Origin of the sequence: Streptomyces sp. Ru71 (assembly GCF_002920535.1) — a bacterium.
GTDB lineage: Bacteria > Actinomycetota > Actinomycetes > Streptomycetales > Streptomycetaceae > Streptomyces.
This window is the reverse complement of record NZ_PQSS01000097.1, coordinates 1-25,947: the sequence shown is the minus strand read 5'-3', so window position 1 is coordinate 25,947 and position 25,947 is coordinate 1. Positions and strand designations below refer to the sequence as shown.

24 protein-coding genes are annotated in these 25,947 nt (G+C 73.7%); 13 read left to right on the top strand and 11 right to left on the bottom strand.

The features are described from left to right. Positions 1-6: 6 nt before the first annotated feature. Positions 7-315 (bottom strand): hypothetical protein, encoded by a 309-nt coding sequence (locus C3489_RS34040; RefSeq protein ID WP_308460836.1) that lies wholly within the window; start codon positions 313-315, stop codon positions 7-9. Between the two features lie 387 nt (positions 316-702). On the opposite strand from C3489_RS34040, the gene C3489_RS34035 reads away from it, so the two are divergent. After that, positions 703-1,506: an SGNH/GDSL hydrolase family protein gene (locus C3489_RS34035; RefSeq protein WP_103785984.1), complete on the top strand. Its 804-nt coding sequence runs from the start codon at positions 703-705 to the stop codon at positions 1,504-1,506. Between the two features lie 25 nt (positions 1,507-1,531). Here C3489_RS34035 and C3489_RS34030 read toward each other — a convergent pair whose 3' ends face one another. From C3489_RS34030 to C3489_RS34015, 4 genes are all read right to left on the bottom strand, one after another. After that, on the bottom strand, positions 1,532-3,154 hold the full coding sequence (locus C3489_RS34030; RefSeq protein ID WP_258055072.1) for a serine/threonine-protein kinase: 1,623 nt from the start codon (positions 3,152-3,154) through the stop codon (positions 1,532-1,534). 23 nt (positions 3,155-3,177) lie between these two features. Then, positions 3,178-4,647: a sulfite exporter TauE/SafE family protein gene (locus C3489_RS34025; protein ID WP_103785988.1), complete on the bottom strand. Its 1,470-nt coding sequence runs from the start codon at positions 4,645-4,647 to the stop codon at positions 3,178-3,180. Between the two features lie 86 nt (positions 4,648-4,733). After that, positions 4,734-6,134 (bottom strand): tetratricopeptide repeat protein, encoded by a 1,401-nt coding sequence (locus C3489_RS34020; protein WP_258055071.1) that lies wholly within the window; start codon positions 6,132-6,134, stop codon positions 4,734-4,736. Continuing rightward, positions 6,101-7,627 (bottom strand): DUF4331 domain-containing protein, encoded by a 1,527-nt coding sequence (locus C3489_RS34015; RefSeq protein WP_103785983.1) that lies wholly within the window; start codon positions 7,625-7,627, stop codon positions 6,101-6,103. The genes C3489_RS34020 and C3489_RS34015 overlap by 34 nt, the downstream gene beginning before the upstream one ends. Positions 7,628-7,829: 202 nt before the next feature. Here C3489_RS34015 and C3489_RS34010 point away from each other — a divergent pair, with 202 nt between their 5' ends. The 3 genes from C3489_RS34010 (at position 7,830) to C3489_RS34000 (ending at position 9,627) form a co-directional block, all read left to right on the top strand. Continuing rightward, on the top strand, positions 7,830-8,372 hold the full coding sequence (locus C3489_RS34010; RefSeq protein WP_103785982.1) for a sigma-70 family RNA polymerase sigma factor: 543 nt from the start codon (positions 7,830-7,832) through the stop codon (positions 8,370-8,372). A 40-nt stretch (positions 8,373-8,412) separates the two neighbouring features. Further along, a complete protein-coding gene (locus C3489_RS34005) occupies positions 8,413-9,225 on the top strand; it encodes an anti-sigma factor domain-containing protein (protein WP_103785981.1) in 813 nt (270 codons plus the stop codon). A 126-nt stretch (positions 9,226-9,351) separates the two neighbouring features. After that, a complete protein-coding gene (locus C3489_RS34000; RefSeq protein WP_103785980.1) occupies positions 9,352-9,627 on the top strand; it encodes a hypothetical protein in 276 nt (91 codons plus the stop codon). 10 nt (positions 9,628-9,637) lie between these two features. On the opposite strand, the gene C3489_RS33995 is transcribed toward C3489_RS34000, so the two are convergent. From C3489_RS33995 to C3489_RS33985, 3 genes are read right to left on the bottom strand one after another with little or no spacing between them, the layout of a single operon-like run. After that, on the bottom strand, positions 9,638-10,834 hold the full coding sequence (locus C3489_RS33995; RefSeq protein ID WP_103785979.1) for a CaiB/BaiF CoA-transferase family protein: 1,197 nt from the start codon (positions 10,832-10,834) through the stop codon (positions 9,638-9,640). Positions 10,835-10,877: 43 nt separating this feature from the next. Next, on the bottom strand, positions 10,878-11,660 hold the full coding sequence (locus C3489_RS33990; protein WP_103785978.1) for an ABC transporter permease: 783 nt from the start codon (positions 11,658-11,660) through the stop codon (positions 10,878-10,880). Next, a complete protein-coding gene (locus C3489_RS33985) occupies positions 11,657-12,604 on the bottom strand; it encodes an ATP-binding cassette domain-containing protein (protein ID WP_103785977.1) in 948 nt (315 codons plus the stop codon). The genes C3489_RS33990 and C3489_RS33985 overlap by 4 nt, the downstream gene beginning before the upstream one ends. Before the next feature lie 63 nt (positions 12,605-12,667). Between C3489_RS33985 and C3489_RS33980 the strand changes: the two genes are divergently transcribed. Next, positions 12,668-13,387, top strand: a complete 720-nt coding sequence (locus C3489_RS33980; protein WP_103785976.1) for a TetR/AcrR family transcriptional regulator — start codon at positions 12,668-12,670, stop codon at positions 13,385-13,387. Here the strand turns inward: C3489_RS33980 and C3489_RS33975 are convergent. The 3 genes from C3489_RS33975 to hmgA are packed head-to-tail and all read right to left on the bottom strand — an operon-like array spanning position 13,384 to position 16,664. Beyond that, positions 13,384-14,529: a type ISP restriction/modification enzyme gene (locus tag C3489_RS33975; RefSeq protein WP_103785975.1), complete on the bottom strand. Its 1,146-nt coding sequence runs from the start codon at positions 14,527-14,529 to the stop codon at positions 13,384-13,386. The genes C3489_RS33980 and C3489_RS33975 overlap by 4 nt on opposite strands. 31 nt (positions 14,530-14,560) lie before the next feature. Beyond that, positions 14,561-15,310: a GntR family transcriptional regulator gene (locus C3489_RS33970; protein WP_103785974.1), complete on the bottom strand. Its 750-nt coding sequence runs from the start codon at positions 15,308-15,310 to the stop codon at positions 14,561-14,563. Between the two features lie 28 nt (positions 15,311-15,338). Beyond that, the gene (gene hmgA, locus C3489_RS33965; protein WP_103785973.1) at positions 15,339-16,664 is read right to left on the bottom strand and encodes a homogentisate 1,2-dioxygenase; all 1,326 of its coding nucleotides are present in this window, start codon (positions 16,662-16,664) and stop codon (positions 15,339-15,341) included. A gap of 177 nt (positions 16,665-16,841) precedes the next feature. On the opposite strand from hmgA, the gene C3489_RS33960 reads away from it, so the two are divergent. The 8 genes from C3489_RS33960 to C3489_RS33925 all read left to right on the top strand — a co-directional run. After that, positions 16,842-17,384 carry a hypothetical protein gene (locus tag C3489_RS33960; RefSeq protein WP_103785972.1) on the top strand — a complete coding sequence of 181 codons (543 nt, stop codon included), beginning with the start codon at positions 16,842-16,844 and terminating at the stop codon, positions 17,382-17,384. A gap of 67 nt (positions 17,385-17,451) precedes the next feature. Continuing rightward, positions 17,452-18,069 (top strand): TetR/AcrR family transcriptional regulator, encoded by a 618-nt coding sequence (locus tag C3489_RS33955; RefSeq protein ID WP_103785971.1) that lies wholly within the window; start codon positions 17,452-17,454, stop codon positions 18,067-18,069. A gap of 174 nt (positions 18,070-18,243) precedes the next feature. Next, entirely contained in the window at positions 18,244-20,496 is a 2,253-nt protein-coding gene (locus C3489_RS33950; RefSeq protein ID WP_103785970.1) for a molybdopterin oxidoreductase family protein, read from the top strand. 135 nt (positions 20,497-20,631) lie between these two features. After that, the gene (locus C3489_RS33945) at positions 20,632-22,044 is read left to right on the top strand and encodes a CitMHS family transporter (protein WP_103785969.1); all 1,413 of its coding nucleotides are present in this window, start codon (positions 20,632-20,634) and stop codon (positions 22,042-22,044) included. Between the two features lie 19 nt (positions 22,045-22,063). Continuing rightward, positions 22,064-23,311, top strand: coding sequence for an MFS transporter (locus C3489_RS33940; RefSeq protein WP_103785968.1), 1,248 nt, complete (start codon positions 22,064-22,066; stop codon positions 23,309-23,311). A gap of 103 nt (positions 23,312-23,414) precedes the next feature. Then, positions 23,415-24,068 (top strand): hypothetical protein, encoded by a 654-nt coding sequence (locus C3489_RS33935; RefSeq protein WP_103785967.1) that lies wholly within the window; start codon positions 23,415-23,417, stop codon positions 24,066-24,068. A 58-nt stretch (positions 24,069-24,126) separates the two neighbouring features. Beyond that, positions 24,127-24,987 (top strand): class F sortase, encoded by an 861-nt coding sequence (locus C3489_RS39710; protein WP_374936800.1) that lies wholly within the window; start codon positions 24,127-24,129, stop codon positions 24,985-24,987. A 181-nt stretch (positions 24,988-25,168) separates the two neighbouring features. Then, positions 25,169-25,947 (top strand): ABC transporter ATP-binding protein (locus tag C3489_RS33925; protein WP_146075387.1); only part of this gene is annotated, 779 nt, incomplete at its 3' end.

Sequence of the window (25,947 nt, the reverse complement as noted above, 5' to 3'; positions counted from 1 at the left end):
GAGATCTCACTCTTTTTCTGGTTTGCCCGTTACCTCCGTAGTCTCGGTCCGCTTGGGCCGGCGCCGGGTCGTCGCCAGTGCGAGCATGAGGACGCTGAGCGCGGTCACGGCGATGACTCCGCCGCGCACCGACCAGCGGTGCACGGCGAGCATGCCCTGGGTCACCAGCATGTTGAGAACGATCGCGCCCGCAACGGCACACACCAGGCGACCGAGCGGATCCAGCCCGCGCAGAGCCGCGCCGATGGCGACGGCCGGGGCGGCGAACAGGAAGAAGACGGCGCACGGACCGCGCAGCGGTGTGTCCGTGTCCATGAGCGCGAGCGTCAGGCCGACGGCTCCCACGGCCGTCGCGGCGCCCGCGAGCAGCGGCGACAGGTCCCTCCCCGGTCCTGTCCGTGCTCTGTCCGCGTCGTCGCCCGAAGCCGTTGAAGCTGTCTTGATACGGATGGTCTGCATTGGCGACTTTGCCCCCCGAAGCGCCGGATGCCGGGCTTCAGAGTCGCGCAGCCGCAAGGGGGGCGTCAAGACACCGCAGGACCGCACGCCTTGATTCGTTCGGAGTTGAACGACGCATGGCCGTACGGGGAGCAGTGGCGCCCGGTTGTGAAGGCTTGCGGAAATTCTTGACATGGACACTTCCCGTCAACACGCGTAGTTGGTACCACGGTTACGGCAGAGATCCTGCTAAAGGGAGGTTCCATGAGACGTTCCCGACTTGTCGTATTCGTCAGCTCACTCCTCCTCGCCGCCGGCGCCGCCCTCACCGGAGCCGGCGCGGCACAGGCCTCCGAAACCGCCGCGGCCACCGGCTATGTGGCCCTCGGCGACTCCTACTCCTCCGGTGTCGGCGCCGGCAGCTACATCAGCTCAAGCGGTGACTGCGACCGCAGCACGAAGGCGTACCCGTACCTGTGGAACGCCGCGCACGCCCCCTCGTCGTTCGCGTTCGTCGCCTGTTCGGGCGCCCGGACGGATGAAGTGATGGCGAACCAGATCGGCTCGCTCAGCACCTCCACCGGACTGGTCTCCATCACCATCGGCGGCAACGACGCCGGATTCGCCGACGTCATGACGACGTGTGTGCTCCAGTCCGACAGCGACTGCATCGCCCGCATCAACACCGCCAAGGCGTACGTCGACTCCACGCTCCCCGGCAAGCTCGACACCGTCTACTCGGCGATCAGCTCCAAGGCCCCCAACGCCCACGTGGTCGTCCTCGGCTACCCCCGCTTCTACAAGCTCGGCACCAGCTGCCTCGGCCTGTCCGAGACCAAGCGCTCCGCCATCAACGGCGCCTCCGACTACCTCAACGCCGCCGTCGCCCGCCGCGCCGCCGCGCACGGCTTCACCTTCGGCGACGTCCGCACCACGTTCACCGGCCACGAGATCTGCTCCGGCAGCTCCTGGCTGCACAGCGTCAACTGGCTCAGCATCGGCGAGTCCTACCACCCCACCGCCGCCGGCCAGTCGGGCGGCTACCTGCCGGTCCTGAACAACTCCTGAGACCGGCCGCCCGGGTCCTCACTCCTCACGGGGATCCGGAAGCCGAAGGCGTGGGGGAGGTCCCGCCCGACGGGGTCTCCTCCACGCACGTCACCGAGAACGGCACCTGGTTCGAGGTGGTCCGCACCGGAGAGCGCACCTCCACGCCGAGCGCGTTGCGGTACGTGCCGCTCGCGTCGTACGTCGTCACGCTCACCCGGTCCTGCCGCGTCCGCTCCCCGCCGTCGGGGAACGACAGCGTCTTCCAGCCGGTGTCCGTCACCTCGCCGTCCCGGGCCACCCAGCGGTACTCCACCAGCGCGGGCAGCCGGCCCACCGTGAACGTCGCCGTGAACGACGGCGCCTCGGCGCCCGGCGGCGGGCAGCTGCCGGTGTAGTCCGTGTGCCGGCCCGTCACCGTCACCGTGACGGACTGCGGCGGCGCCGAGGACGTCGGCGGGCTGCTGCTGTGGCTCGGCGTGGGCGTCGGCGTGTCCTGACGGTGCGTGGGCTCGTGGCTCGGCGTCGGGGCAGGGGTCTGCCGGGCCGTGGTGGCCGCCGCCTTCCCGCCCCCGTTGTCGCCGTTTCCGTGCAGCAGCGCGTACGTCAGCCCGCCGGCCGCCAGCGCGAGCGCGGCCAGGCCCGCGAGGAACACGGCGGCGCCACGGCGGCGACGGCCCGGCTCCGGTGCGTCCATGGGCGCGTCGGAGGGCACGGGCACGGGCAGCGGCGGCGTCGGCGCCGGTTCACCGTGCTGCAGGACCGCCGTCGGGGCGTACGGCCCGAGCGGCGCCGTGTCCGCGCGCGGTGCGCCCCCGGCGCCGATCACCCGCAGATCCCGCTCGGCGACGTCCGCCGGCACCCGCTCGGCCGGGTCCTTGCGCAGCAGCCCGGCGATCACCGGGGCCAGCGGGCCGGCCCGGCGCGGCGGCGGCAGCTCCTCGTCGACGATCGCGCGCAGCGTGCTGATCGGGGTGTCGTGGCGGAACGGGGAGTGGCCCTCGACCGCCGCGTACAGCAGCACGCCCAGCGACCACAGGTCCGACTCGGGTCCCGGTCTGCGGCCCAGCGCCCGCTCGGGGGCGAGGAACTCCGGTGAGCCGATGACCTCCCCGGTCATCGTCAGCGCCGAACTGCCCTCCACCAGCGCGATCCCGAAGTCGGTCAGCACCGCCCGGCCGTCGTTGGCCAGCAGCACGTTCGCCGGCTTCACGTCCCGGTGCAGCACCCCGACCTCGTGCGCGGCCCGCAGCGCGGCCAGCACCTCGGCGCCGATGTGCGCGGCCCGGCGCGGGGTCAGCGGCCCCTCGGCGTCCAGCAGCTCGGCCAGCGAGATGCCCCGCACCAGCTCCATCACGATCCAGGGGCGGCCGTCCTCGGTCGCCACGTCGTACACCGTGACCACGTTGCGGCTGGTCACCCGGGCCGCCGCCCAGGCCTCGCGCTCCAGACGGGCGTACATCCGCTCCACGTCGGAGGCCGGCAACCCGGCCGGGGCGCGCACCTCCTTGACGGCGACCTCGCGGTGCAGCACCTCGTCGCGCGCCCGCCACACCGTGCCCATGCCGCCCTGACCGAGCGGGGACAGCAGTCGGTAGCGGCCCGCGATCAGCCGTTCACGGCCCGGCTCTCCGGACACGGGCGCCCCCAATCCCATCCGGGCGGACATCCCTGCTCCTCCACGAAAGTAACTCACCCGAGGGCCGTTGCCGCCCCTTTGAGCACCAATCCGGCGCCCAGCACCACCACGACGGACGCCGAGCCCAGCGGAGCCGCCCGCCGCACCAGCGCGGCCGCCGCACCGTCCGCCCAGTGCGGACGCCGGCCCAGCGCCCGCGCCGCCGTGCCGCCCAGCCGGACCACGGCCACCCCGGCCGCGGTCAGCGTCAGCGCCAGCCCGGCGCCGTACGCCACGACCAGCAGCAGCCCGAACCACGCCCGGCCCAGGGCCGCCGCACCGACCAGGACGACCACGGCCGACGGGCTGGGCACCAGCCCCCCGGCGAAGCCGAGCAGCAGCGTGCCGCGGAGGGTGGGGTGCGGGTGATCGTGCTCACCGTGCGCGTGGTGATCGTGATCGTGACTGTGACCGTGATCGTGCTCGTGTACGTGGTGATGGTGGTGATGGTGACCGTCGCGGTGCCCGCGGTCGTGCCAGGCCCGTCGTACGAGCGTCACGCCCGCCGCGGTCACCAGGGCGCCGCTAGCGACACCCAGCCAGGCGATCACCGAGGGCGCCGCGGCGGAGCCCGCCGTGACCAGCAGGCCCAGGACGACCACGCCCAGCGTGTGGGTCACGGTCACGGACGCGGCGAGCGGCAGGACGTCCCGCAGCCGGGCCCGGCCGCCGCGGGCGGTCGCCGTGGCCGCCATCACGGTCTTGCCGTGGCCCGGGGCCAGCGCGTGCAGCGCGCCCAGACCGACCGCGACGAGCAGGGCGAGCGCGGCGAAGCCCACGGTCAGGTCGTGCCGGGCGACCAGGCCGTCCAGCGCGCGCGTGAAGCGGTCGGCGCCCCGCGGCAGCACGGAGGCGGCGGGCGCGTCCCCTCGCTCCGGGGCCTCGGTGAGCGCGGGACCGCCCGGCCGCACCCGCAGGGCCGCCGTCGTGGTGTCGGCCGGAGAGGAGAGCAACTCCCGCGGATAGCTCGTCAGTTCGTGCGAGGAGGACTCCTGCGGTACGTCGGATGCGGTGAGCGTCATCCGGTCGCCCCGCGCGGTGATCTCCCGCCAGCCGGGGCCGGAGGTGGCACCGGCACTGTGGAACGCGACGGTCACGGCCCGGTCCCGGGGCAGGGGAGCCGTGAACCGGCACTCCACCCGCAGGGTCCGCAGTCCGGCCTGCCCGGGCCGCTCGCGCACGGCATGGCGGCCGACGGTGAGGGCGAGCCGGCGGCCGTCCACGGTGACGCCGCTGCCGTGCCCCGCCGCGGCGCACCGGGCCCTGGCCCAGCCGCTCAGCCCCAGCCGTTCGATCTCCGGCCGGGCCTGTGCCGCCGGGATCTCGGCCAGGTCCTCGACGTGGTCGACGCGCAGCTCGCCCGGGGCGGCGACCAGGCCGTCGTAGCGGTTGACGGTGAAGTTGCCCAGGGGGTGCGCGGCGGCACCCGGCGCGGACGCCAGGGTGAGGGCGCCGGCGGCGAGCAGCACACCGGCACCGGACACGAGAAGGCGCCTCACCGGGTACGGCACGAGCGGGCGCCTCACCGGGTACGGCACGGGGCGCCTCACCGCGCCGGGAACGAGACGCCTCACCGGGCCACCTCCGCACGCGCCGCGCGGGCACCCAGCGGCGAGAAGCCGGAGTTCAGGTCCAGGGCCGCCCGCAGGTGGGCGTCCGCCTCGGACCGGTGCCCGGTGGCGCGCTCGATCATGCCGAGGTGATACAGGAACGGGGCGTTGCGGTATCCCGTCGCCAGGGCCCGCCGCGCGTGCGGCAGTGCCTCGGTGTCCCGCCCGTTGACGTGCAGCGCCCAGGCGAGCGCGTCCTCGGTGTGCACCGTGCGGCGGCGGGACCACTCGGCACGGGCGGCGCGCAGGGCCGCCGCCTTGTCGCCGTGGTCGGCGGCCGCGAGCGCGGTGTCGAGGTCGGCGTCGACCCCGTTGGCGCGGGCCAGCGCGATCCAGGCGTCGACCAGCGCGTACTGCGCGCGCGCCCGTGCCCGGTCCCCGCGGTCCTCGTACAGCTCGCCGAGCGCCACGAGCGGACCCGGCAGCGGAGCCCGGGCGACGACCTGCTCCAGACCTCGGATCGCGGCGGCGCGGTCGCCGAGGGCGGCCTGGGCGCGGGCCCGGCCCTCCAGGGCCGGCAGATAGCCGTCGTCGGCGGCCAGTGCGCGGGCGTAGTGCCGCAGCGCGCCGGCGTGGTCGCCCTGGCTGAAGGCCAGTTGGCCGAGCTGGGTGGCGACGTAGGCGACGTCACCGGGCGTGGTCGCGGCGGCCAGGGCCTGCTCCAGGACCCGCCGGGCCGTGATCACGTCGCCCCGCAGCTCCCGCACGTACGCGTACCGGGTGAACACCGGCACGCCCGGCCGCCGCTCGTCCGCCGTGTCCGCCGCCCGCGCCGCCTCCTCGTACCGGCCGAGTTCGACGAGGGCGTCGACGCGGCTGCACAGGGCGCGCTCGCTGTACGGGTTCAGCGCGAGGGCGCGGTCGGCGTCGGCGAGCGCGCCGGCGAAGTCGTGCCGGGCCGCGGCGAGGGCGGCGCGGCCCGCGAGCGCGGCGTCGTTGCCCGGGCGCAGGCTCAGGGAGCGGCGCAGCGCCTGGGCCGCCTCCGGGTAGCGGGAGGGATCGGCCGTGGTCCGCGCCTGCTCGACGTACGCCAGGCCCAGGGTGGCCCAGCCGGCGAAGTCCCGCGGCTGGGCGCGCAGCCCGGCCTGCAGCGCCCGGACGCCCGCGTCAAGGTCGCCGCCGCGCAGCAGGGCGGGCGAGGACACGGCGCCGGGCGCGGCGGCGACGTTCACCCCCGTGCCGTCCCGCGCCCCGCCCAGCGCGACGCTCCCTCCGGTCAGCGCCACGGCCAGCAGCGCGGCACACCCGGCGATCCGCCAGAACCCGGGCCGTGCACTCCTGTTGTCGTCCATCAGCGGCGACGTCCCCTCCGTTTCGTGTCCCGGGTTCAGTACGGCCGCCGCACGCGCCGGCGCCACCACGCCAGCCCGGTGCCGATCAGCAGGACGCCGGCGGCGCCCGAGGCGGCGGACGCGGCGATCAGGGTGGTGTTCCGGGAGCTCCCGGCGGGCTGCAGCGCGTCACCCAGCTGGCTGCGCACGTCCGTGCCGCCGCTCGTGCCCTTGGCGACCGGTCCGCGCGACCCCTCGGTCGGCTCGGCCAGGTACGGGAAGGAGTGGCCGAACTCCTTGTCGTTGGCGTCGACCGCGTCGCCCAGGTCGTTCTTGGAGCCCACCAGCTCGCCCTCGACGACCTGGAGCGCGGCGTCGATCACGTCGTCGGTCAGCCGGCGGCCGTTGGGGAAGCCCGCGTTGTCCCCGTCGAGGACACCGAGCCGCTTGGGGTGCATCGTGGGCTTGACGGAGGTGTTCAGGCGCAGCTCCTCGGCGGGCGTGACGTGCGGCGGCTGGTTGAGGCCCTTGACGCCCTTGAGGAACACGTCGACCAGGTCGTTGCGCGGCTCGGCCGGTGCCTTGATCTTGTAGATGCCCTCGATGAGCTTGGGCAGCTCGGGGTTGGTGACGTTCTTCAGGAACCGCGCGTCCTCCCAGGGGGCGGAGGCGTTGAAGACGTCCTTGTCCTTCTGCGGGTTGACCACCTCGTTGACCAGCGGGTTGCCCAGCCGGGAGACCTGCGTGTAGTGGCCGTGCGCGTTCTTGCGCTGCGTGGTGGACCAGATGCCGACGACCGGCTGGTGGGCCGACTCGGTGATCATGTCGGTGGGGACCTGCAGGGCGATGGAGTTGACGTTGTAGCCCTTGAGCGTGTCGTTGCCGACCTCGGACAGGTTCCCGCCGTACAGCAGGTCGAAGACCCGCAGGTCCAGGAAGAACGGGTCGTCGGCCTGCCCGGCGAAGGTCACCGCTCCGCCCGGCAGCTTGTGCACGGCCTGGTCGCGCAGCATGCCGTAGTGGGGCATGGACGCCTTGCCGACGTTGGACGGTGCCACCGGCACGTCGTCGGCGATCTTCGTCTTCGACGCCATGTGCTGGTGCTTGAGCCGTATCAGATCGATGTCGTACGTCTGCGTCACGTTCAGGTCCGGATCGTCGAGGCTGTCGACCGGACCGGTGTTGTAGAGGAACGTGTCCTTGTTCTTGGTGTGCGTGGTGAACGTGTAGCGGAAGAGCAGATCCCCCTGTGCGTCACCGTCGTTGTCGATGTGCAGGTCGTACTGTGCGTCCTCGGCGAAGGGGTAGAAGTTCGGGCCGCCCGCCGGTTCCTCGAAGGGGATCCAGTTCGCCACGATCGTCGTCGTGTCCGGCCGGTCCGGGCTGACGAACGCGTACAGGTCCGTGTTGTCGTACTGCGGGGTGCCCGAGATCAGCGGGGCCTCGCGGTGGCTGGACGCGTGCGCCGCGCTCGGTGTCAACGCGGTGGTGGCGGCGGCCGCGAGACCGGCGGCCGCGAGCGCCCCGCACATCAGGGCCGCGAGAGGGCCGCGCGCCCGGCCACTGCTGGAGATGGGTGTCATACCGTCCGTCCTGTGTGCCGACTTGCCTGACGTCCTCCATTCGCAGCGCGGGTGGCGGCGGATTGGTCCAGCGGCGGATTTGTTTCGGTACCCGCCAGACCCGCGTTTTCGGCCTCGCCATCCGTACCTCCGTCCGGAGGTGTGTGGGGTGCGGATGCCTGGGGTGCGGGGACGGGGCCGGTGCGGCCGGGAGGGGGACCGGGTGGTGGCGGACGAGCTGCTGGTCCGGGTCGGCGGGGGTGACCAGCGGGCCTTCGAGGAGTTGTACGGCCTGGTGTCCGGGCCGGTGTTCGGGCTGGTGCGGCGCGTGGTGCGGGACGCCGCGCAGGCGGAGGAGGTGGCGCAGGAGGTGCTGCTGGAACTGTGGCGGTCCGCCGCCCGCTTCGATCCCCGGCGCGGCAGCGCGCTGGCGTGGGTCCTCACCCTCGCCCACCGCCGGGCCGTGGACCGGGTGCGCAGCGCCCGCGCGGCCGGCGAACGTGAGCAGCGCGAGGCCGCGCGGGCCGCCACGCCCGCCTTCGACCAGGTCGCCGAGGAGGTCGAGGCCGGTCTGGAGCGGGAGTGGGTGCGCCGCTGCCTGGACCGGCTGACGGTCCTTCAGCGCCAGTCCGTCACCCTCGCCTACTACGACGGCTACACCTACCGTGAGGTGGCCGAACGGCTGTCGCTGCCGCTCGGCACGGTCAAGACCCGGATGCGCGACGGTCTGACCCGGCTGCGCGAGTGCCTCGGGGGTGCGGCATGAACCTGCCTGTCCGGTTGCGGGCGTTCCGGGAGGGTGCCGTATGACGCTGTTCGGCCGTCTCCTGGGCCGCGAGGCCCCGCACTCGCTCGCCGCCCCCTACGCGCTCGACGCCCTCGACCCCGCCGAGCGGGCCCGCTTCGAGCGGCACCTGGCCCGCTGCGACCGCTGTGCCGCCGAGGTGCGCGACCTCGCCGAGGACGCCGTACGGCTGGCCTGGTCCGCCGCCGCCCCGGCGCCGGCCGCGCTGCGCGACCGGGTGCTGGCCGCCGTACGCGACACCCCGCAGGAAGCCGGTCCCGACCGGGCGCACACCCCCCGGCTGCCCCCGCACGTCTGGGGCATGCGGCCGCCCCCGGCTCGCTCCCGTGCGCGGGGCCCGCGCCCCCTGCTGGTGCCGCTCGCCACGGCGACGGCCGCCGCGGCGCTGGTCGTCGCCTCGCTGTTCGCCGTCCAGGCGGACCGCACTCAGGACCGGCTCGACGCCGAGCGGGACCGGGCACGTGAGATCGCCCACGTTCTGGCCGCCGAGGACGCGCGGGCGGCGACCGGGCGGGACGGGCGCGGCGGCACGATCGGAGTGATCGCTTCCGTATCGCAGCGGCGGGCGGTGATCACCCTGCGCGGATACGACGCCCCGCCCGCCGGGCGCGTCCGCCAGCTCTGGCTCATGCGCCCCGGCGCACAGCCCCGTTCCCTCGGGCTCCTGCGCGACGACACGCCCTTGGTCGCGTCCGGTCTCACCCCGACGTCGACATCACTCGCTGTGACCGTCGAGCCTGACGGTGGCTCGGCTCAGCCCACCAGCAGGCCGGTTGTCCAACTCGCCCTGGATTCGGTCGGATTCGGAGAGTAACCATGGAGGAGTCGTCAACCCCCTTACGGGGAAGGTGAATCCTGTGGCCTCGATACACGGGTGCCCCACCGGGGCGATAGGGTTACCCTGCCCGGGCCGGGTGGACTCGTACGGGTGGGGAGTGACATGGATCAGATAACGATGCGCAGCAGGGCCAGGGTCCCTGCGATCACCTGCGGGAGCAGCGCGACCAGTTCGCGCCTCGACCGCCATCTCTCGGTGCTGGCGGGTCCCGCCATACCGCAACGCGAGACGGTCGAGGCGACCTCGCTGATGCGCGAACTGACGACGCGTGACAGCGCGCACGGCGCCACCTCCCGGCGGGCCCGGGTCAGCAAGGTCTCGCTGTTCGCGCCGCTGCGCCGGCTGCGCCGTTCGCTGTTCGGCGGCCACCGGCACTGACGGTCCGCGCTCAGGCGGCCACACCGTCCCGGCGCAGCGCTGCGATCTCGTCGTCCGTCATCCCCACGGCGCGCAGCACCGCCCCGGTGTGCTCGCCGAGCGCGGGTACGTCCCCCATCCGCGGCTCCGCCCCGCCCGGCAGCGTGATCGGGGGCAGCAGCGCCCGCAGCGGCCCGACCGGCGACCCCACCTCCCGCCACCGCTGACGGGCCGCCAGTTGCGGATGCTCCGCCAGTTCCGTCACGTCCCGCAGCCGCGCGCAGGCGATGCCCGCGCCCTCCAGGCGCCGCAGCGCCTCGTCGGTGTCCAGCTTCGCCAGCGCCGCGGCGACCAGCTCGTCCGTCCGCTCCCGATGGGCGACCCGCGCCGCGTTCGTCGCGAACGCCGCGTCCGTGCCCGCCCGCGGGTCCTCCAGCACCTGCTCGGCCAGCCGCCGCCACTCCCGGTCGTTCTGCACCGACAGCAGCACCCGCCCGCCGTCCGCCGTCGGATAGGCGTCGTACGGCGCGATGACGGCGTGCGCGAGACCCGTGCGCGCCGGGGGAGTCCCGCCGTGCAGCACATGGTGCAGCGGGTGGCCCATCCACTCCGCGAGCGCTTCCAGCATCGACACCTCCACCGGACCGCCCCGCCCGGTCGTCCCGCGCCGCACCAGCGCCGCCAGCACGCCCGAGAAGGCGTACATGCCGGCCGCGATGTCGGCGGCCGGGACGCCCGCCTTCACCGGCTGCTCGGGCGTGCCGGTCACCGACACCAGACCCGCCTCGCACTGCACGAGCATGTCGTAGGCCCGCTTGTCCGCGTACGGGCCGCTCGCGCCGTACCCGGAGATGTCCACGGCGATCAACCGCGGGTCGCTCGCGCACAGCGTGGCCGCGTCCAGGCCGAGCCGGGCCGCCGCACCCTGGGCCAGGTTCTGCACGAAGACGTCCGCCCCGGCGATCAGCCGCCGGACGACGGCGAGACCGCGCGGGTCCTTCAGGTCCAGCGCGATCGACTCCTTGCCGCGGTTGCACCACACGAAGTGCGAGGCCAGACCGCGCGCGGCGGTGTCGTAGCCACGGGCGAAGTCACCGCCGTCGATCCGCTCGACCTTGATCACCCGCGCGCCCAGATCGGCGAGCTGGCGGGTGGCGAACGGGGCCGCGACGGCCTGTTCGACGGCGACGACGGTGATGCCCTCCAGGGGCAGCGGGAGCTGGTCCATGGACCGGATCATGACCCGCGGCCCCTGCTTTGTCAGCAGTGATTCAGCTCTCCCCGCGCGCGTACCGGCGCACGGCCAACGGTGCGCAGAGCGCGATCAGCACCGCGCACCAGGCCAGCGATCCGGCCACCGGGTGGGCCACCGGCCAGGCGGCCCCCTCGGGCACGGGCGCGTTGCCGAACAGGTCCCGCAGGGCCGTCGTCACCGCGCTGATCGGGTTCCACTCGGCGATCACGCGCAGCCAGGCGGGCATGCCGTCGACCGGGATGTAGGCGTTGGACAGCAGCGGCAGCATGAAGGTCGCGCTGCCCAGCTGCCCGGCCGCCTCCTCGCTCTGCGAGGCGAGGCCCAGCAGGATGCCCATCCATGTGGCCGCACACCGGAAGAGCAGCAGCAGCCCGAACGCACCCGCCGTGCGCAGCCAGCCGCCCTCGGCACGCCAGCCCATCGCCAGCCCCACCAGCAGCAGCGGCACCAGGCCGGCGGCGGTGGTGAGCAGATCGGCGGCCGACTGGCCGAGCGGGACCGCCGAGCGGCTCACCGGCAGCGTGCGGAAGCGGTCCATCACCCCGCGGTGGGAGTCCTGGGCGGCGGTGAACATGCCGGTCATGATCCCGTTCGCGGCGGTCGCCACCAGCATCCCCGGCACCAGGAAGGCCCGGTACTCGGCGCCGGGCATGGCCAGGGCGCTGCCGAAGACGTAGCCGAAGAAGAGCAGGAAGACGATCGGCATCGTCTGCGTCATGACCGTGATCGCGGGCGCGTGCCGGATGCGCCGCAGATGGCGGCCGAGCATCGCCGTGCCGTCGTGCAGGACCGCGCTCACGCGGCCACCTCCTGTCGTCCGGTGAGGCGCAGGAAAACCTCGTCGAGGGTGGGCGGGCGCAGAGCGGCGTCGATCACCGGCACTCCGGCCGCGTCGAGGGCGCGCACGAGCGAGGGGAGGGTGAGAGCGGGATCGAGGACCAGCGCGCCGGCGGTGGCCCGCTCGGAGTCGAGCACCGGCTGGGCGCCGGTGAGCTGGTCCAGCACCACCGCGGCGGCGTGCAGGGCGGGGGAGCCGCCGTCCTCGGCGACCACCACCTCGGCGTACCGTCCGATCCGCGCCTTGAGCTCGGCCGGGCTGCCCCGGTGCGCGGCGCGACCCTCGTCGATCAGCACGACGTCGTCGGCCAGCTGGTCGGCCTCCTCCAGGTACTGCGTGGTCAGCAGCACGGTGGTGCCCTCGCGCACCAGGTCCCGTACCGCGTCCCAGATGGCGCCCCGGCTGCGCGGGTCCAGGCCGGTCGTCGGCTCGTCCAGGAACAGCACCGCCGGCCGGGCCACCAGGCTCGCGGCGAGGTCCAGGCGGCGGCGCATCCCGCCGGAGTAGGTGCGTGCGGGCCGGTCCGCGGCTCCGGTCAGCCCGAACCGCTCCAGCAGTTCGTCGGCCCGCTGCCGCGGCACGCGCAGCAGCCGCGCGAACAGACGCAGGTTCTCGGCGCCGGTGAGGTCGCCGTCCACCGAGGCGTACTGCCCGGTGACCGCGATCCGCCGCCTGACCTCCGCCGCGTCGCGCACCACGTCGTGCCCGGCGACCCGCGCGGTCCCCGCGTCCGGCGTCAGCAGCGTGGTCAGGATGCGCACGGCGGTCGTCTTGCCCGCGCCGTTCGGCCCGAGCAGCCCGCAGACCGTCCCCTCGGCCACCGCGAGGTCCAGTCCGCGCAGCGCCCGGACGTCACGGAAGCTCTTCTCCAGCCCTTCACTAAGTACAGCGTACGTAGTCTCCATGCCGTTACCATACCCCACTACGTACGCCGTACGTAACTACGATGGTGGGAGAGGTGATGATCGATGGCGGGCCGAGCGGCCGAACCCGAGGTGATCTGGACGCGCCCCGAGCGCGCGGGCCGCGGCCCGAAACCCGCGTACAGCCGCGCGGACATCGCGGCGGCGGCCGTGCGCATCGCCGACGCGGACGGCCTGGACGCGGTCTCCATGCGGCGCGTCGCGGCCGAGATCGGCTGCGGCACGATGTCGCTGTACAACTACGTGCCGCGCAAGGAGGACCTGTACGAGCTGATGGTCGACCTGGTCAGCGGCGAGTACGAGCTGTCCGGCGAGCCGAGCGGCGACTGGCGCGCGGACATGCTGGGCATGGCCCGGCAGACCCGCGACATCATGCGGCGCCATCCCTGGGTGGTGCGCGTGATGACGACCGCCTACAGCATCAGCCCCAACGCCCTGCGCTACCTCGACTGGTGCCTGGCCTGTCTGCGGCCGCTGGACGTGCCGCCGGGCACCAAGCTGGAGCTCATCGGCATGGTCAACGGCTCGGTCATGATCTTCGTCGCCAACGAGCAGGCCATCGCCGAACGGACCCGGTCCGTTCCCTGGACCGAGGAGCAGGAGCAGGCCGTGCGGGGCGCGTACATGATGGGGCAGGTGATGACGGGGGACTACCCGCACCTGGCGGCGCTGTTCGCGCAGGGGGTGGCGCCGCCGGACGACCCGGAGCAGGCCTTCGACCGGCTGCTGGGCAGGCTGCTGGACTCCTACGCGCCCCGGAGCTAGAGCAGCGCCAACTGCCCCTCCGGGCCCTCCTCCTGGGTGTCCAGGACCGACGCCGGCCGGCGTGCCGCGTCCGGCACCGGCAGGACGCCCGCCGCGCGCAGCTCGGAGGCGGTGACGGGGGAGGCGGTCTCCCACTCGTCCCGCCGGGCTCGGACGTCCGCCAGCAGCGCCAGGACGGTGATCAGCTCCAGCAGCTCCGACGTCCACGCCTGCGGCCAGGCGGCCGGGCGGATCGCGGCCAGGGTGCCCGGCTCGCCCTCGGCGACGCGCGCCGCGAACCACTGCTCCAGCACCCGCGCTCCGTCCACCTCGTAGTCCCACGCGGCGGCCGGCACCGGCGCGATACGGCCCTCCTCCAGGAGCAGGGCCTCCTCCTCGCGGTCGTAGTCCAGCGACAGCGGGCGGGCCGGCAGCGGGGCGCGGACATACGGGCGCCGGCCGCCGGGCAGCTTGGGCCGCTCCCCGTCACGCCGCATCAGCCACAGCGCCCGCCGGCCCAGCTCCACACCGCGCGCCCACAGCTCGGGGTCCTCGGTGAGCGGCACCGTCCGGTCCGGGCGGACGGCCGTGAACGTCCACGCCAGGACGTCCGGCGCGGTGACCGGGTGGCCGAGGCGGGCGGCGAGGTGGCCGAGCAGGCCGGGGGCCAGATTGGGCTCCGCGCCTCCCGGGCGGCGGTACAGCGGGCGGACGCGGGCGCCGCGCAGCAGTGGGAAGCGGGAGGTGGCCAGCAGTGTGTCCGCCGGCTCCACCACGAACACCTGCCGCTCGTCCGCCACCCGCCACAGCTCCGGCCGGGCCGCGTCGATCAGCCGGTGGTCGGGGATCAGCCACTGCTCGTCGAACGGCGCGACGAGCGCCCGTACCGGCTCCGGGCACGGCCCCGACGCCCGCGCGAGTCTCTCCGTGCCGGCCCGCTGACCCGGCAGCTGCGCGACCGCAGAGTCCAGGGTGCGGGCCCGGGTCGGCTCGAACAGGGCCAGGCGGTCGGCGGGTTCGGCCCTCAGCAGCGCGTCCCAGCGGGCCTTCAAGGACGCCGCGTCGGGGCCCGTGGGCCAGCTGCGACCGAGCCGCGGCGGTGCGACGGACCACGGCATGAGGTCCGCCAGCAACGGAGCGTCGTCGTACGTCACGCCGGGCATCGTACGACGGGCCCGGGCCCGGTCGTCGGGGTCAGTGGGCGTCGAGGGTGACCGTGAAGGAGAAGCGGTCGCCGCGGTAGTGGATGACGACCACGTCCAGCACCCGTCCCCGCTGGTCGTAGGTGACGCCCGTGTAGTGCAGGATCGGGCTCAGCAGCGGCACCTGCAGCAGCCGGGACGTCTCCGGGTCGGCCAGCCGGGCCTCCACGGTGTCCGTGATGCGGCTGATGTCCACGCCCACCACGTCCCGCAGCACCTTCGTCATCGGCCAGCGGGTCAGGTCCTCGGCGTCGATGCGGTCGGCCAGTTCGGGCCGCACCCAGTTGCGGGCGTGGTTGGTCGGCTCACCCGTCTTCTCGTCGCAGCGCAGCCGGTGGTACGTCGCCGCCTGCTCCAGATCCGGGAAGAACCCGGCGAGTTCGGCCGGGACGGGACCGCTGCCGTGCTCCAGCAGCTCGGTGACCATGCCCGACTGCTGGGCCACGATCGCGTCCACCGAGCCCAGCAGCCGCACCGGGGCGCCCCGCTGGGCGTCGGGCTCGATGAACGTGCCGCGCCGCCGGTGCCGGGTGATCAGCCCCTCCTCCTCCAGCTCCTTCAGCGCCTGCCGCATGGTCAGCACGCTCACGCCGTAGTGCCCGGCCAGCTGCTCCTCGGTGGGCAGGCGCAGCGGGTCCTGGGGCGACCGGCCGAGTATCGAGGCGCGCAGCGACTGCGACACCTGGTACCACAGCGGCAGCTTGCGGTTCAGGACGATCGAATCCGGGGCGAAGGAGGTCACGGGGCCATCCGTACCGGTCGGCGAGGGGTCAGTGCAAGGGACGGAAGTGACGCTCCAGCCCCTGCCAGACGTCGTCGTAACGCTGCTGGAGGTGGTCCGCGCGGGCCGCGTGCGGGGTGAGGGTCACCGGCCAGCGGGTCTCGAACATGAACGCCAGCCCGTCGTCGATCTTCTGCGGCTTCAGCTCCGCGCTGCTCGCCCTGTCGAACGTCTCCCGGTCCGGGCCGTGCGCCGACATCATGTTGTGCAGCGAGCCGCCGCCCGGCACGAAACCCCCCTCCCCGGCCGTCTTGGCGTCGTAGGCGCCCTCGATCAGGCCCATGTACTCGCTCATCACGTTCCGGTGGAAGTACGGCGGCCGGAAGGTGTCCTCGCCGACCAGCCAGCGCGGCGCGAACACGACGAAGTCGACGCCGGCCAGGCCAGGCGTGTCGCTCGGCGAGGTCAGCACCGTGAAGATCGACGGGTCCGGGTGGTCGTAGGAGATCGTCCCGATCACATTGAAGCGGCGCAGGTCGTAGACGTACGGCAGATAGTTGCCGTGCCAGGCGACGACGTCCAGCGGCGAGTGGTCGTAGGTCGCCTGCCACAGGTTGCCGCAGAACTTGTTCACCACCTCCACCGGGCCCTCCACGTCCTCGTACGCGGCGACCGGCGCCTGGAAGTCACGGGCGTTGGCCAGGCCGTTGGCGCCGATCGGGCCGAGGTCGGGCAGCCGGAAGGCGGCGCCGTAGTTCTCGCAGACGTACCCCCGGGCGCTCCCGTCGAGCAGCTCCACCCGGAAGCGCACCCCGCGCGGGATCAGCGCCACATGGCCGGGCTCGGCGTGCAGGAGGCCGAACTCCGTGCGCAGCAGCAGCCCGCCGCGCTCGGGCACGATCAGCAGCTCGCCGTCCGCGTCGCTGAAGACCCGGTCCATGGAGGCGTTGGCGTGGTACAGGTGCACGGCCATGCCGGTGCGCTGGGTGGCGTCGCCGTTGCCGCCGAGCGTCCACAGCCCGGCCAGGAAGTCCGTCTCGGGCCCCGGCGCGGGCAGCGGGTTCCAGCGCAGCCGGTTCGGGTCCGGCGCGGTCTGGGTGAAGGGGGCCGTGCGGATCGCGCCGTTGCCGGCGCGGGTGAAGGCCGGGTGGGCGGCCGAGGGGCGGATGCGGTACAGCCACGAGCGGCGGTTGTGCGCCCTCGGCTCGGTGAACGCCGTACCGCTCAGCTGCTCCGCGTACAGCCCGAGGGGGGCGCGCTGGGGTGAGTTGCGGCCGACGGGCAGGGCGCCCGGGACGGCCTCCGAGCTGTGCTCATTGCCGAATCCGGACAGATAGGTCAGCCCCTCGGCCGTCTTGCGCGCGTCCCCGCTCATGCACATCGCTCCCTTGCGCTGTTCAGGTGCCGGATTCCCTCGTCCCGCATTCCTATGCAACACCGTAGGATTGCGGTTTCGCGGGCGCAAGGGGTACCGGCCCTACTCCAGGACTACGGCCGGAACCCGACCTCAGGAGGATCCGGGAGATCGCGACGGTGTCCTACGCTCCGCGACATGGCGTGGACGCGCGGATCCCTCGCCGTGTCCGCGGTCGCCGGCCTGCTGCTTCTGGGGCCGGCGGGCTGCGGCCGGGGCGAGGGGCGGGGACCGGACGTACAGGGCACGGGGGACACCACCGCACCGGTGGGCAAGGTCCTCGACGACACGGACGAGGAAGGGCGGCACTATCGCGAGATCGGCGCGAAACACGCCCCCGAGGTGGGCGTCCAGGTGCAGCCCGCCGCCGGCGGCGCCTGGGACGTACGGCTGGTCCTGCGCCGCTTCCGGTTGTCGCCGGCCGGGGTGAGGGCCGAGGCGGTGGCCGGGCGCGGCACGGCACGCCTGTCCGTGGACGGCCGCCCGGTCGCCCAGCTGCGCACCCCCGCCCACCGGCTGCCGGCCCGGCTCGTCCCGCAGGGCCTGCACCACGTCACCGTCCGCCTCTACGCCGACGACGGCACCGTCTGGGCGGTCGACGGCAAGCCCGTCGAGAGCACGGCGGACATCACGGCGTCCGGGGTCGGAGCCACCGGGGTGGCGGCCGGCGGGCCCCCGTGATGAGTGGCACGGGCGCTCGTACGCGTACCGGGGGGTGAGGTTCACCGGACCCCGGCGGAAAGGCATCATGATGCCCGTGCCCCACGCGACATCCCTACGCCGTGCGCCCGTGCAGCGGCGCAGTGCCGAACGGCTGACCAGGATCCTCGACGCGTGCGCCGAGCTGCTGGACGAGGTCGGCTACGACGCCCTGAGCACCCGTGCGGTCGCGCTGCGCGCCGGTGTGCCCATCGGCTCCGTCTACCGGTTCTTCGGCAACAAGCGGCAGATGGCCGACGCGCTGGCACAGCGCAACCTCGACCGCTACACCGAGCGCGTCACCGAGCGGCTCAAGAAGGTCGCCCGGGGCGACTGGCGCGCGGCGATGGACGCCGTGCTGGACGAGTACCTGGCGATGAAGCGCACGGCGCCCGGATTCTCCCTCGTCGACTTCGGCAACCAGATCCCGGTCGGCACCCCGCACGCCGAGCCCAACCTGCGGGTCACCGGGCGGCTGACCGACCTGCTGGCGGGCTTCCTGCGGCGCGAACCGGACGAGGCACTGCGCCGCACGTTCCTGGTCGCGGTGGAGACGGCCGACACCCTGGTCCAGCTGGCCTTCCGGATGGACGCCCAGGGGGACGAGGGGATCATCGCGGAGACCCGGGAGCTGCTGCGGGCGTATCTGGGCCGGGTGCTGGACTGAGCGCCGGCGGGGGTGACGGGGTGCGGCGCGGGGGAGGCCTGCGCCGCGCCGGGTCCCGGCACCCCGTGTCGCGACGGGTCCCGGCGCAGGGCTCCCCTTTGGCCATACCGGTCGGTATGCTCGGCCGCGTCCGTGCGTCACCGACCGACGCCGCGCCGCACCCCGGGAGGACCCGTGTCCCGCACCGCCCTGCGAATCTGCCCCCTGTGCGAGGCCACCTGCGGGCTGACCCTGACCATCGAGGGCACCCGCGTCACCAGCGCCCGCGGTGACCGCGACGACGTCTTCAGCCAGGGCTTCATCTGCCCCAAGGGCGCCTCCTTCGGCGCCGTCGACGCCGACCCCGACCGGCTGCGCGTCCCCCTGGTCCGCCGGGACGGCGAACTGCGCGAGGCCACCTGGCAGGAGGCCTTCGACGCGGTCGCCGCCGGCCTGCGCCCGGTCGTCGAACGGCACGGACCGCATGCCGTCGGCGTCGTCCTCGGCAACCCCAACGTGCACACCATGGCGGGCGGCCTGTACCCGCCGGTGCTGGTCGGCGCCCTCGGCACCCGCAGCCTGTTCACCGCGTCCACCGTCGACCAGATGCCCAAGCACGTCTCCAGCGGCCTGCTGTACGGCGACGCCAACCTCATCCCGGTCCCCGACCTCGACCGCACCGATCATCTGCTGCTCCTGGGCGCCAACCCCCTGGAGTCCAACGGCAGTCTGTGCACCGCGCCCGACTTCCCCGGCAGGCTGAAGGCGCTCAAGGCCCGCGGCGGGACGCTCACGGTGATCGACCCGCGCCGCACCCGTACCGCGAAACTCGCCGACCGGCACCTCGCGATCCGCCCCGGCACGGACGCCCTGCTCCTCGCGGCGATGGCGAACGTCCTCTTCGCGGAAGACCTCGTGCGGCTGGGCGACCTGGCCCCGCACGTCCAGGGCGTCGACGAACTCCGCGAAGCCCTGCGGGACTTCACCCCCGAAGCCGTGGCCCCGGCGTGCGACCTGGAAGCCGGCGTCGTCCGCACCCTCGCCCGCGAGCTGGCCGCCGCCGAGTCCGCCGCCGTCTACGGCCGCATCGGCAGCTGCACCGTCCCGCACGGCACCCTCGCCAGCTGGCTCGTCGATGTCCTCAACATCCTCACCGGCAACCTCGACCGCCCCGGCGGCGCGCTCTTCCCGCAGGCCGCCACCGACAAGGCGCCCCGCCCCGCCGGCCCCGGGCACGGCTTCCGGCTGGGCCGCTGGCACTCCCGGGTCGCCAAGCACCCCGAGGCCAAGGGCGAGTTGCCGCTGTCCGCGCTCGCCGAGGAGATCGACACCGTCACCGAGGACGGCGAGCCGGTCCGCGCGCTCATCGCGATCGCCGCCAACCCCGTGCTGTCCGCCCCCGACGGTGACCGCCTCGACAAGGCCCTGGCCTCGCTGGACTTCATGGTCAGCGTCGACCCGTACCTCAACGAGACCTCGCGCCACGCCGACGTCGTCCTGCCGCCGCCCCCGCCCGCGCAGAGCCCGCACCACGACTTCGCCTTCAACACCCTCGCCGTGCGCAACCAGGTCCGCTACTCCCGCCCCGCCGTCCCGTTGGAGCCGGACCGGATGGCCGAGACGGAGATCCTCGCCCGGCTCATCCTCGCCGTGACGGGCATGCACGGCGCCGATCCGTCCGCCGTGGATGCCATGGTGATCGAGCAGACGCTGAACAAGGCGGTCCGCGACCCGCACTCGCCCGTGCACGGCCGGGACACCGCAGAGCTGACGGCACAGCTCACCGGGGACACCGGCCCCGAGCGCCGGCTCGACCTGATGCTGCGCCTCGGCCCCTACGGCGACGGCTTCGGCGCCCGCCCCGACGGGCTGACGCTGGAGAAACTGCTCGCCCACCCGCACGGCATCGACCTCGGCCCGCTGCGGCCCCGCCTGCCGCAGCCGCTGAAGACGGTGAGCGGCAAGGTGGAGCTGCTGCCGGCGCCGATCGCCGGGGACCTGCCCCGGCTGCGCGCGGCCCTGCGCGAACGCCCGGACGGCCTGGTCCTGGTCGGCCGGCGCCATCTGCGCTCCAACAACAGCTGGATGCACAACATCCCGGCCCTCACCGGCGGCTCCAACCGCTGCACCCTGCACCTCAACCCGGCCGACGCCGAGCGGCTCGGCGTGCGCGACGGGGCCGTGGTGCGCGTCAAGGGCGCCGGGGGAGAGGTCACCGCCCCCGCCGAGGTCACCGACGCGGTCCGCCCCGGCGTCGTCAGCCTCCCGCACGGCTGGGGCCACGACCGTCCCGGGACCCGGCTGAACCATGCCGCCGGCGACCCGGGCGCCAACGTCAACCAGCTCCTCGACGGCAGCCTGCTCGACCCGCTGTCGGGCAACGCGGTCCTCAACGGCGTCCCCGTCGAGGTGGCCCCAGTGACCGAAATCGAGGGTGCGCTGACCTGAGCAAAGCTGTGACCTGGAGTTTTGCGCTTATTGCTCGCGCGTCAACGTCTTGTTAACGCCGTTTGACGCGACCTAACGTCATCGCACCGCCGGCCCCTGGTGGGATGTTCAAGGGCGAACGTTAGGTATCCACTCATGCTGACCATCCTCGGCTTCGCCATGATCGCGACCTTCCTGGTCCTGATCATGCTGAAGAAGATGTCGCCGATCGCGGCGCTCGTGCTGATTCCCGCGCTCTTCTGCGTGTTCGTCGGCAAGGGCGCCAAGCTCGGCGACTACGTCATCGACGGAGTCACCGGCCTCGCCCCCACCGCGGCGATGCTGATGTTCGCGATCGTCTACTTCGGTGTGATGATCGACGTCGGGCTCTTCGACCCGATCGTGCGCGGAATCCTCAAGTTCTGCAAAGCCGATCCGCTGCGCATCGTCGTCGGCACCGCCGTGCTCGCCGCCATCGTCTCGCTGGACGGCGACGGCTCGACCACCTTCATGATCACGGTGTCGGCGATGTACCCGCTGTACAAGCGCCTGAAGATGAGCCTGGTCGTGATGACCGGCGTCGCCGCCATGGCCAACGGCGTGATGAACACGCTGCCGTGGGGCGGCCCGACCGCCCGCGCGGCCACCGCGCTCAAGCTCGACGCCAGCGACATCTTCGTGCCGATGATCCCGGCCCTGGCCATGGGCCTGGTGTTCGTCATCGCCCTCGCCTACGTCCTCGGCCGCCGCGAGCGCAAGCGGCTCGGCGTGCTGACGCTGGACGAGGTGCTGGTGGAGGAGCCCGCCGAGCAGGAGACCGTCCTCGTGGGCGCGGGCACCGGCAAGGGCGGGCAGGGCGCCGGCCAGGGCGTCACCGGCGGTTCCGGCGGCGGCGCCGGCCTGAACGACGCGTCCGAGGACGAGGAGTTCCAGGGCCTGGACCCGCACCGCGCCACCCTGCGCCCCAAGCTGTACTGGTTCAACGCGCTGCTCACGGTGACCCTGCTCACCGCCATGATCATGGAGTGGCTGCCGATCCCGGTGCTGTTCCTGCTCGGTGCCGCGCTGGCGCTCACCGTCAACTTCCCGCACATGCCGGACCAGAAGGCCCGTATCGCCGCCCACGCCGAGAACGTCCTCAACGTCTCCGGCATGGTCTTCGCCGCCGCCGTCTTCACCGGAGTCCTCCAGGGCACCGGCATGGTCGACCACATGGCCAAGTGGCTGGTGCACAACATCCCCGACGGCATGGGCCCGCACATGGGCCTCGTCACCGGCCTGCTGAGCATCCCGCTGACCTACTTCATGTCCAACGACGGCTTCTACTTCGGCATCCTGCCGGTCCTCGCCGAGGCCGGGCACGCGCACGGAGTCTCCTCCCTGGAGATCGCCCGCGCCTCGCTCGTCGGCCAGCCGCTGCACATGTCCAGCCCGCTCGTCCCGGCCGTGTACGTCCTGGTCGGCATGGCCAAGGTCGAGTTCGGCGACCACACCCGGTTCGTCGTGAAGTGGGCCGCGCTCACCTCCCTCGTGGTACTCGGCGCGGGCATCCTGTTCGGCATCATCTGAGCACCCGGAGGTCCGTGTCATGAGGCCCGGTGGGAACCGCGGCTGGCTGCTCCGCCTCGTCATCGCCTTCGGCTTCGCGCAGGGGGCGGTGTCGATGGCCCGGCCCGCCGTCTCCTACCGGGCCCTCGCGCTGGGCGCCGACGAGCGGGCGGTCGGCGTCATCGCCGGTGTCTACGCGCTGCTGCCGCTCTTCGCCGCGGTACCGCTTGGCCGCCGCACCGACCACGGCCGCTGCGCACCCCTGCTGCCGGTCGGCGTGGTGCTCATCGCCGGGGGCTGCGCGCTGAGCGGCCTCGCCGGGTCACTGTGGGCGATGGCGGTCTGGAGCGGGGTGATGGGCCTCGGCCACCTGTGCTTCGTGATCGGCGCCCAGTCGCTCGTCGCGCGCCAGTCCGCCCCGCACGAACAGGACCGCAACTTCGGGCACTTCACCATCGGCGCCTCCCTCGGCCAGCTCGTCGGTCCGATCGCCGCGGGCGCCCTCGTCGGCGGCGCGGACCGGGCCGGCAGCAGCGCGCTCGCCCTGCTGGTGGCGGGCGCGGGCGCGGCGGCCGCGTTCACCTCGCTGTGGCGCATCGAGCACCGGGGCCCGGCGCCCGCGTCCCGTGCCGGGCAGGACGACCCGGTGCCGGTGGGGCGCATCCTGCGCACACGCGGTGTGCCGGCCGGCATCCTCGTCAGCCTCGCGGTGCTGTCCGCGACCGACATCCTCACCGCCTACCTCCCGGTGGTCGGCGAGCACCGCGGCATCGCGCCGTCCGTGATCGGCGTCCTGCTCTCGCTGCGAGCGGCGGCCACCATCGCCTGCCGGCTGGTGCTCACACCGCTGCTGCGGCTGCTCGGCCGCACGCTGCTGCTCACGGTGACCTGCCTGCTGGCCGCCGTGCTGTGCGCCGGTGTCGCGCTGCCGGTGCCGGTGTGGGGGCTCGGCGCGATGCTCGTCGGTCTGGGCTTCTGCCTCGGCGTGGGGCAGCCGCTGTCCATGACGACGGTCGTGCAGGCGGCCCCCGACGGCGCCCGCTCCACCGCGCTCGCCCTGCGGCTGACGGGCAACCGGCTGGGGCAGGTGGCCGCACCCGCGGCGGCGGGCCTGGTCGCCGGGCTCGCGGGGGTGGCCGCGCCGTTCGTGATGCTCGGGGTGCTGTTGCTGCTGTCGTCGGGGGTCGCGCTGCGCGCGCCGGGCGAAGCGGGCCGGGCCGCCGGGGGCGGGGAGGGCCCGGTGAGGACGGGCAAGCGGTCCGGGCTGCGCCGCACGAGCGATATCTGACGGCGTGCCGGGTGTCGCTGCCATGAGGCGTCGGGTGCGTGTCGCAGAGTCCAGGGCGAAAGAGCGATTTGTATGAAAATCGTCCTAGCTCGGAGGAACCTGCATGCCCACCCTGACTCGTCCACGTCCCTTCGGCGCTCGCGCAGGCGCCGCCGTCGTCCTCACCGCCCTCGCGGCCTCCGGCGCCTCCTGGGTCGTGGCGCCGGCCGCGGTGGCTCAGGGCGAGAACGGTGACATCCGGATCCACGGAGAGCACGTGCCCTACGGCGTGTCCAAGGAAGACTCCGTGGTCTGCAAGTTCTACCTCGACGCGGTCAACTTCGACCGGCTGACGACCGTCGCCTACACGATCGAGGCGCAGCCCCCGCTGCCCACCGCCGCCACCACCCAGGGCGCCATCCCGCTGGCCGGCGGCGCCGGGCACACCGACCCCCTCGGGCTGGCCGACGGTCAGTACAAGCTGACCTGGATCATCGGGGGCACGCCCAAGGAGAAGGTGTTCCGCGTCAGGTGCCCCGAGAAGGAGGGCCGGGCGCACGGCCCCGGGCAGATCGAGGACCGCGAGCAGCACGGTGACGCGGCCTGGGGCCGCGACCAGAACGGGCCGCGCGGCGGGGTGCACGCGGGCGGCGGCGGCCTCATCGACACGGCGGCCGCCTACACGCCGGTGACCGCGGCGGCGGGGGTCGGTGTGGTCGCCGTCGGCGCCGCCGTGTACTTCCGGATGATGCGCCGGCGCAACCATGGTGCCGCCTAGGCGCAGGCGCAGGCCCTGGCACCGGACGCGTGCCTACCGGCTCACCAGGACGGCCGTGCTGACGGTCGTCCTGGTGACGGTGGGGGTCAGGTGCTCGGGACACGACCAGTCGGCCGCCCCACAGCGGGCGGGCGGGCCGGACGTGGCGGCGGTCGCCGGCGTGCCGCCCGCCCGCGCCGACGCACCGGACGGGGACCGGGACGACGCCGCCCCCACCCGCCCCGGCGGCAGCCCCACGCCGGCCCGCCCCGGCGGCCCCACGGCGACCCGCCCTGGTGGCAGCGTCACGTCGGCCGGCCCGGGGAGCAGCGCCACGCCGGCCCGCCCGGGCGGCACCCCCGCGGCGACCGGCCCAGGGGGCACCCCCACGGCGGCCGCCCCCGGCGTCGGCCCCACGGCGGCCCGGCCCAGTCCCAAGGTGGCCCGCGTCAGGGCCCGTCCGACACCCCCGAACGGTCCGCTGCCGCGGTCCCGTCCCACGACCTTCCGCATCCCGTCCCTCGGCATCGACGCCCCGGTCGTCGGACTGCGGCTGAACAAGGACCGGGAGCTGCGGACGCCTCCGGTGGACCGGCCCCGGCTGGTCGGCTGGTACCAGGGCGGGGCCACCCCCGGCGAGCCGGGCACCGCGATCGCCGTCGGCCACCGCGACACCACCAAGGGCCCCGCCGTCTTCGCCGGACTCGCCCTGGTCAAGCCGGGCAAGACCATCGAGGTCGAGCGCGCGGACGGCCGCACGGCCGTCTACACGGTGGACCGGGTGCGCGTGTTCGACAAGTCCGGCTTCCCGGACAAGGAGGTGTACGGCCCGTCCCGGCGCCCGGAGCTGCGCGTGATCACCTGCGGAGGCCTGTTCAGCCGGCGCACGGGATACACCAGCAACGTGGTCGTCTTCGCCCACCTGACCGGCGTCAGATGAACACCTGAATCCTCCCGTCCGCTTTCTCACCAGCTGGACGGGAGCGTCAGGTGCCGCCCGATGTCTTCCCCAGGCCGTGTGCGTTCCGTTAACTTCCGTGACCCAAACGCCCCGTACAACCCGCACGGGGCGTCCGACCGCGGAGCAGCAGCGCCCCCCTCCGGCCCCAGGGACGACACTCATGACACGCGCCATCTCCCTGCACGACATCAGCAAGGTCTACGCCAAGGGCGCCCGCGTGGTGGACCGGCTCACGCTGGACATCGCGCCCGGCGAGTTCCTCGTCCTGCTCGGCCCCTCCGGGTGCGGCAAGTCGACCGTGCTGCGCATGATCGCCGGTCTGGAGGAGATCACCGACGGCACCCTGATGCTGGACGGCGAGTGGGCCAACGACCTGCCGCCCTCCGCCCGGGACATGGCGATGGTGTTCCAGAACTTCGCCCTCTACCCGAGCATGACCACCCGCGACAACATCGGCTTCCCGCTGCGCATCGAGTCCCCGGGTGCCGACCCGCGCCCCCGCGTGGACGCCACCGCCCGCATGCTCGGCATCGAGGACCTCCTGGACCGCTTCCCCGCCCAGCTCTCCGGCGGTGAACGGCAGCGCGTCGCCATGGGCCGGGCCATCGCCCGCCATCCGTCGGCCTTCCTCATGGACGAACCGCTGTCCAACCTGGACGCCAAGCTGCGCAACCACCTGCGCGCCGAGATCTCCACGCTCACCCGGGACCTGGGCGTGACCACCGTCTACGTCACCCACGACCAGGGCGAGGCCATGTCGCTGGGCGACCGGGTGGCCGTCATGCGCGGCGGGGTGCTCCAGCAGGTCGGCACCCCGCGCGAGGTCTACGCCCTGCCGCGCAACGTCTTCGTCGCCGCGTTCATCGGCACCCCGCGTATCAACCTGCTGCGCGGCCTGGTGCGCGCCCCGCTCGACGGCGCGATGTCCATCAGCCTGGG

Excerpts from the sequence above, each read along its gene's own strand:
- C3489_RS33955 (WP_103785971.1), top strand. The coding sequence starts at position 17,452 with ATGATGCCCGTGCCCCACGCGACATCCCTACGCCGTGCGCCCGTGCAG.
- C3489_RS34005 (WP_103785981.1), top strand. The coding sequence starts at position 8,413 with ATGACGCTGTTCGGCCGTCTCCTGGGCCGCGAGGCCCCGCACTCGCTC.
- C3489_RS33975 (WP_103785975.1), bottom strand. The coding sequence starts at position 14,529 with ATGCCCGGCGTGACGTACGACGACGCTCCGTTGCTGGCGGACCTCATG.
- C3489_RS34035 (WP_103785984.1), top strand. The coding sequence starts at position 703 with ATGAGACGTTCCCGACTTGTCGTATTCGTCAGCTCACTCCTCCTCGCC.
- C3489_RS33980 (WP_103785976.1), top strand. The coding sequence starts at position 12,668 with ATGGCGGGCCGAGCGGCCGAACCCGAGGTGATCTGGACGCGCCCCGAG.
- C3489_RS34015 (WP_103785983.1), bottom strand. The coding sequence starts at position 7,627 with ATGACACCCATCTCCAGCAGTGGCCGGGCGCGCGGCCCTCTCGCGGCC.
- C3489_RS33945 (WP_103785969.1), top strand. The coding sequence starts at position 20,632 with ATGCTGACCATCCTCGGCTTCGCCATGATCGCGACCTTCCTGGTCCTG.
- C3489_RS34040 (WP_308460836.1), bottom strand. The coding sequence starts at position 315 with ATGGACACGGACACACCGCTGCGCGGTCCGTGCGCCGTCTTCTTCCTG.
- C3489_RS33960 (WP_103785972.1), top strand. The coding sequence starts at position 16,842 with ATGGCGTGGACGCGCGGATCCCTCGCCGTGTCCGCGGTCGCCGGCCTG.
- C3489_RS33940 (WP_103785968.1), top strand. The coding sequence starts at position 22,064 with ATGAGGCCCGGTGGGAACCGCGGCTGGCTGCTCCGCCTCGTCATCGCC.
- hmgA (WP_103785973.1), bottom strand. The coding sequence starts at position 16,664 with ATGAGCGGGGACGCGCGCAAGACGGCCGAGGGGCTGACCTATCTGTCC.
- C3489_RS33985 (WP_103785977.1), bottom strand. The coding sequence starts at position 12,604 with ATGGAGACTACGTACGCTGTACTTAGTGAAGGGCTGGAGAAGAGCTTC.
- C3489_RS34000 (WP_103785980.1), top strand. The coding sequence starts at position 9,352 with ATGGATCAGATAACGATGCGCAGCAGGGCCAGGGTCCCTGCGATCACC.
- C3489_RS34030 (WP_258055072.1), bottom strand. The coding sequence starts at position 3,154 with ATGTCCGCCCGGATGGGATTGGGGGCGCCCGTGTCCGGAGAGCCGGGC.
- C3489_RS33995 (WP_103785979.1), bottom strand. The coding sequence starts at position 10,834 with ATGGACCAGCTCCCGCTGCCCCTGGAGGGCATCACCGTCGTCGCCGTC.
- C3489_RS33935 (WP_103785967.1), top strand. The coding sequence starts at position 23,415 with ATGCCCACCCTGACTCGTCCACGTCCCTTCGGCGCTCGCGCAGGCGCC.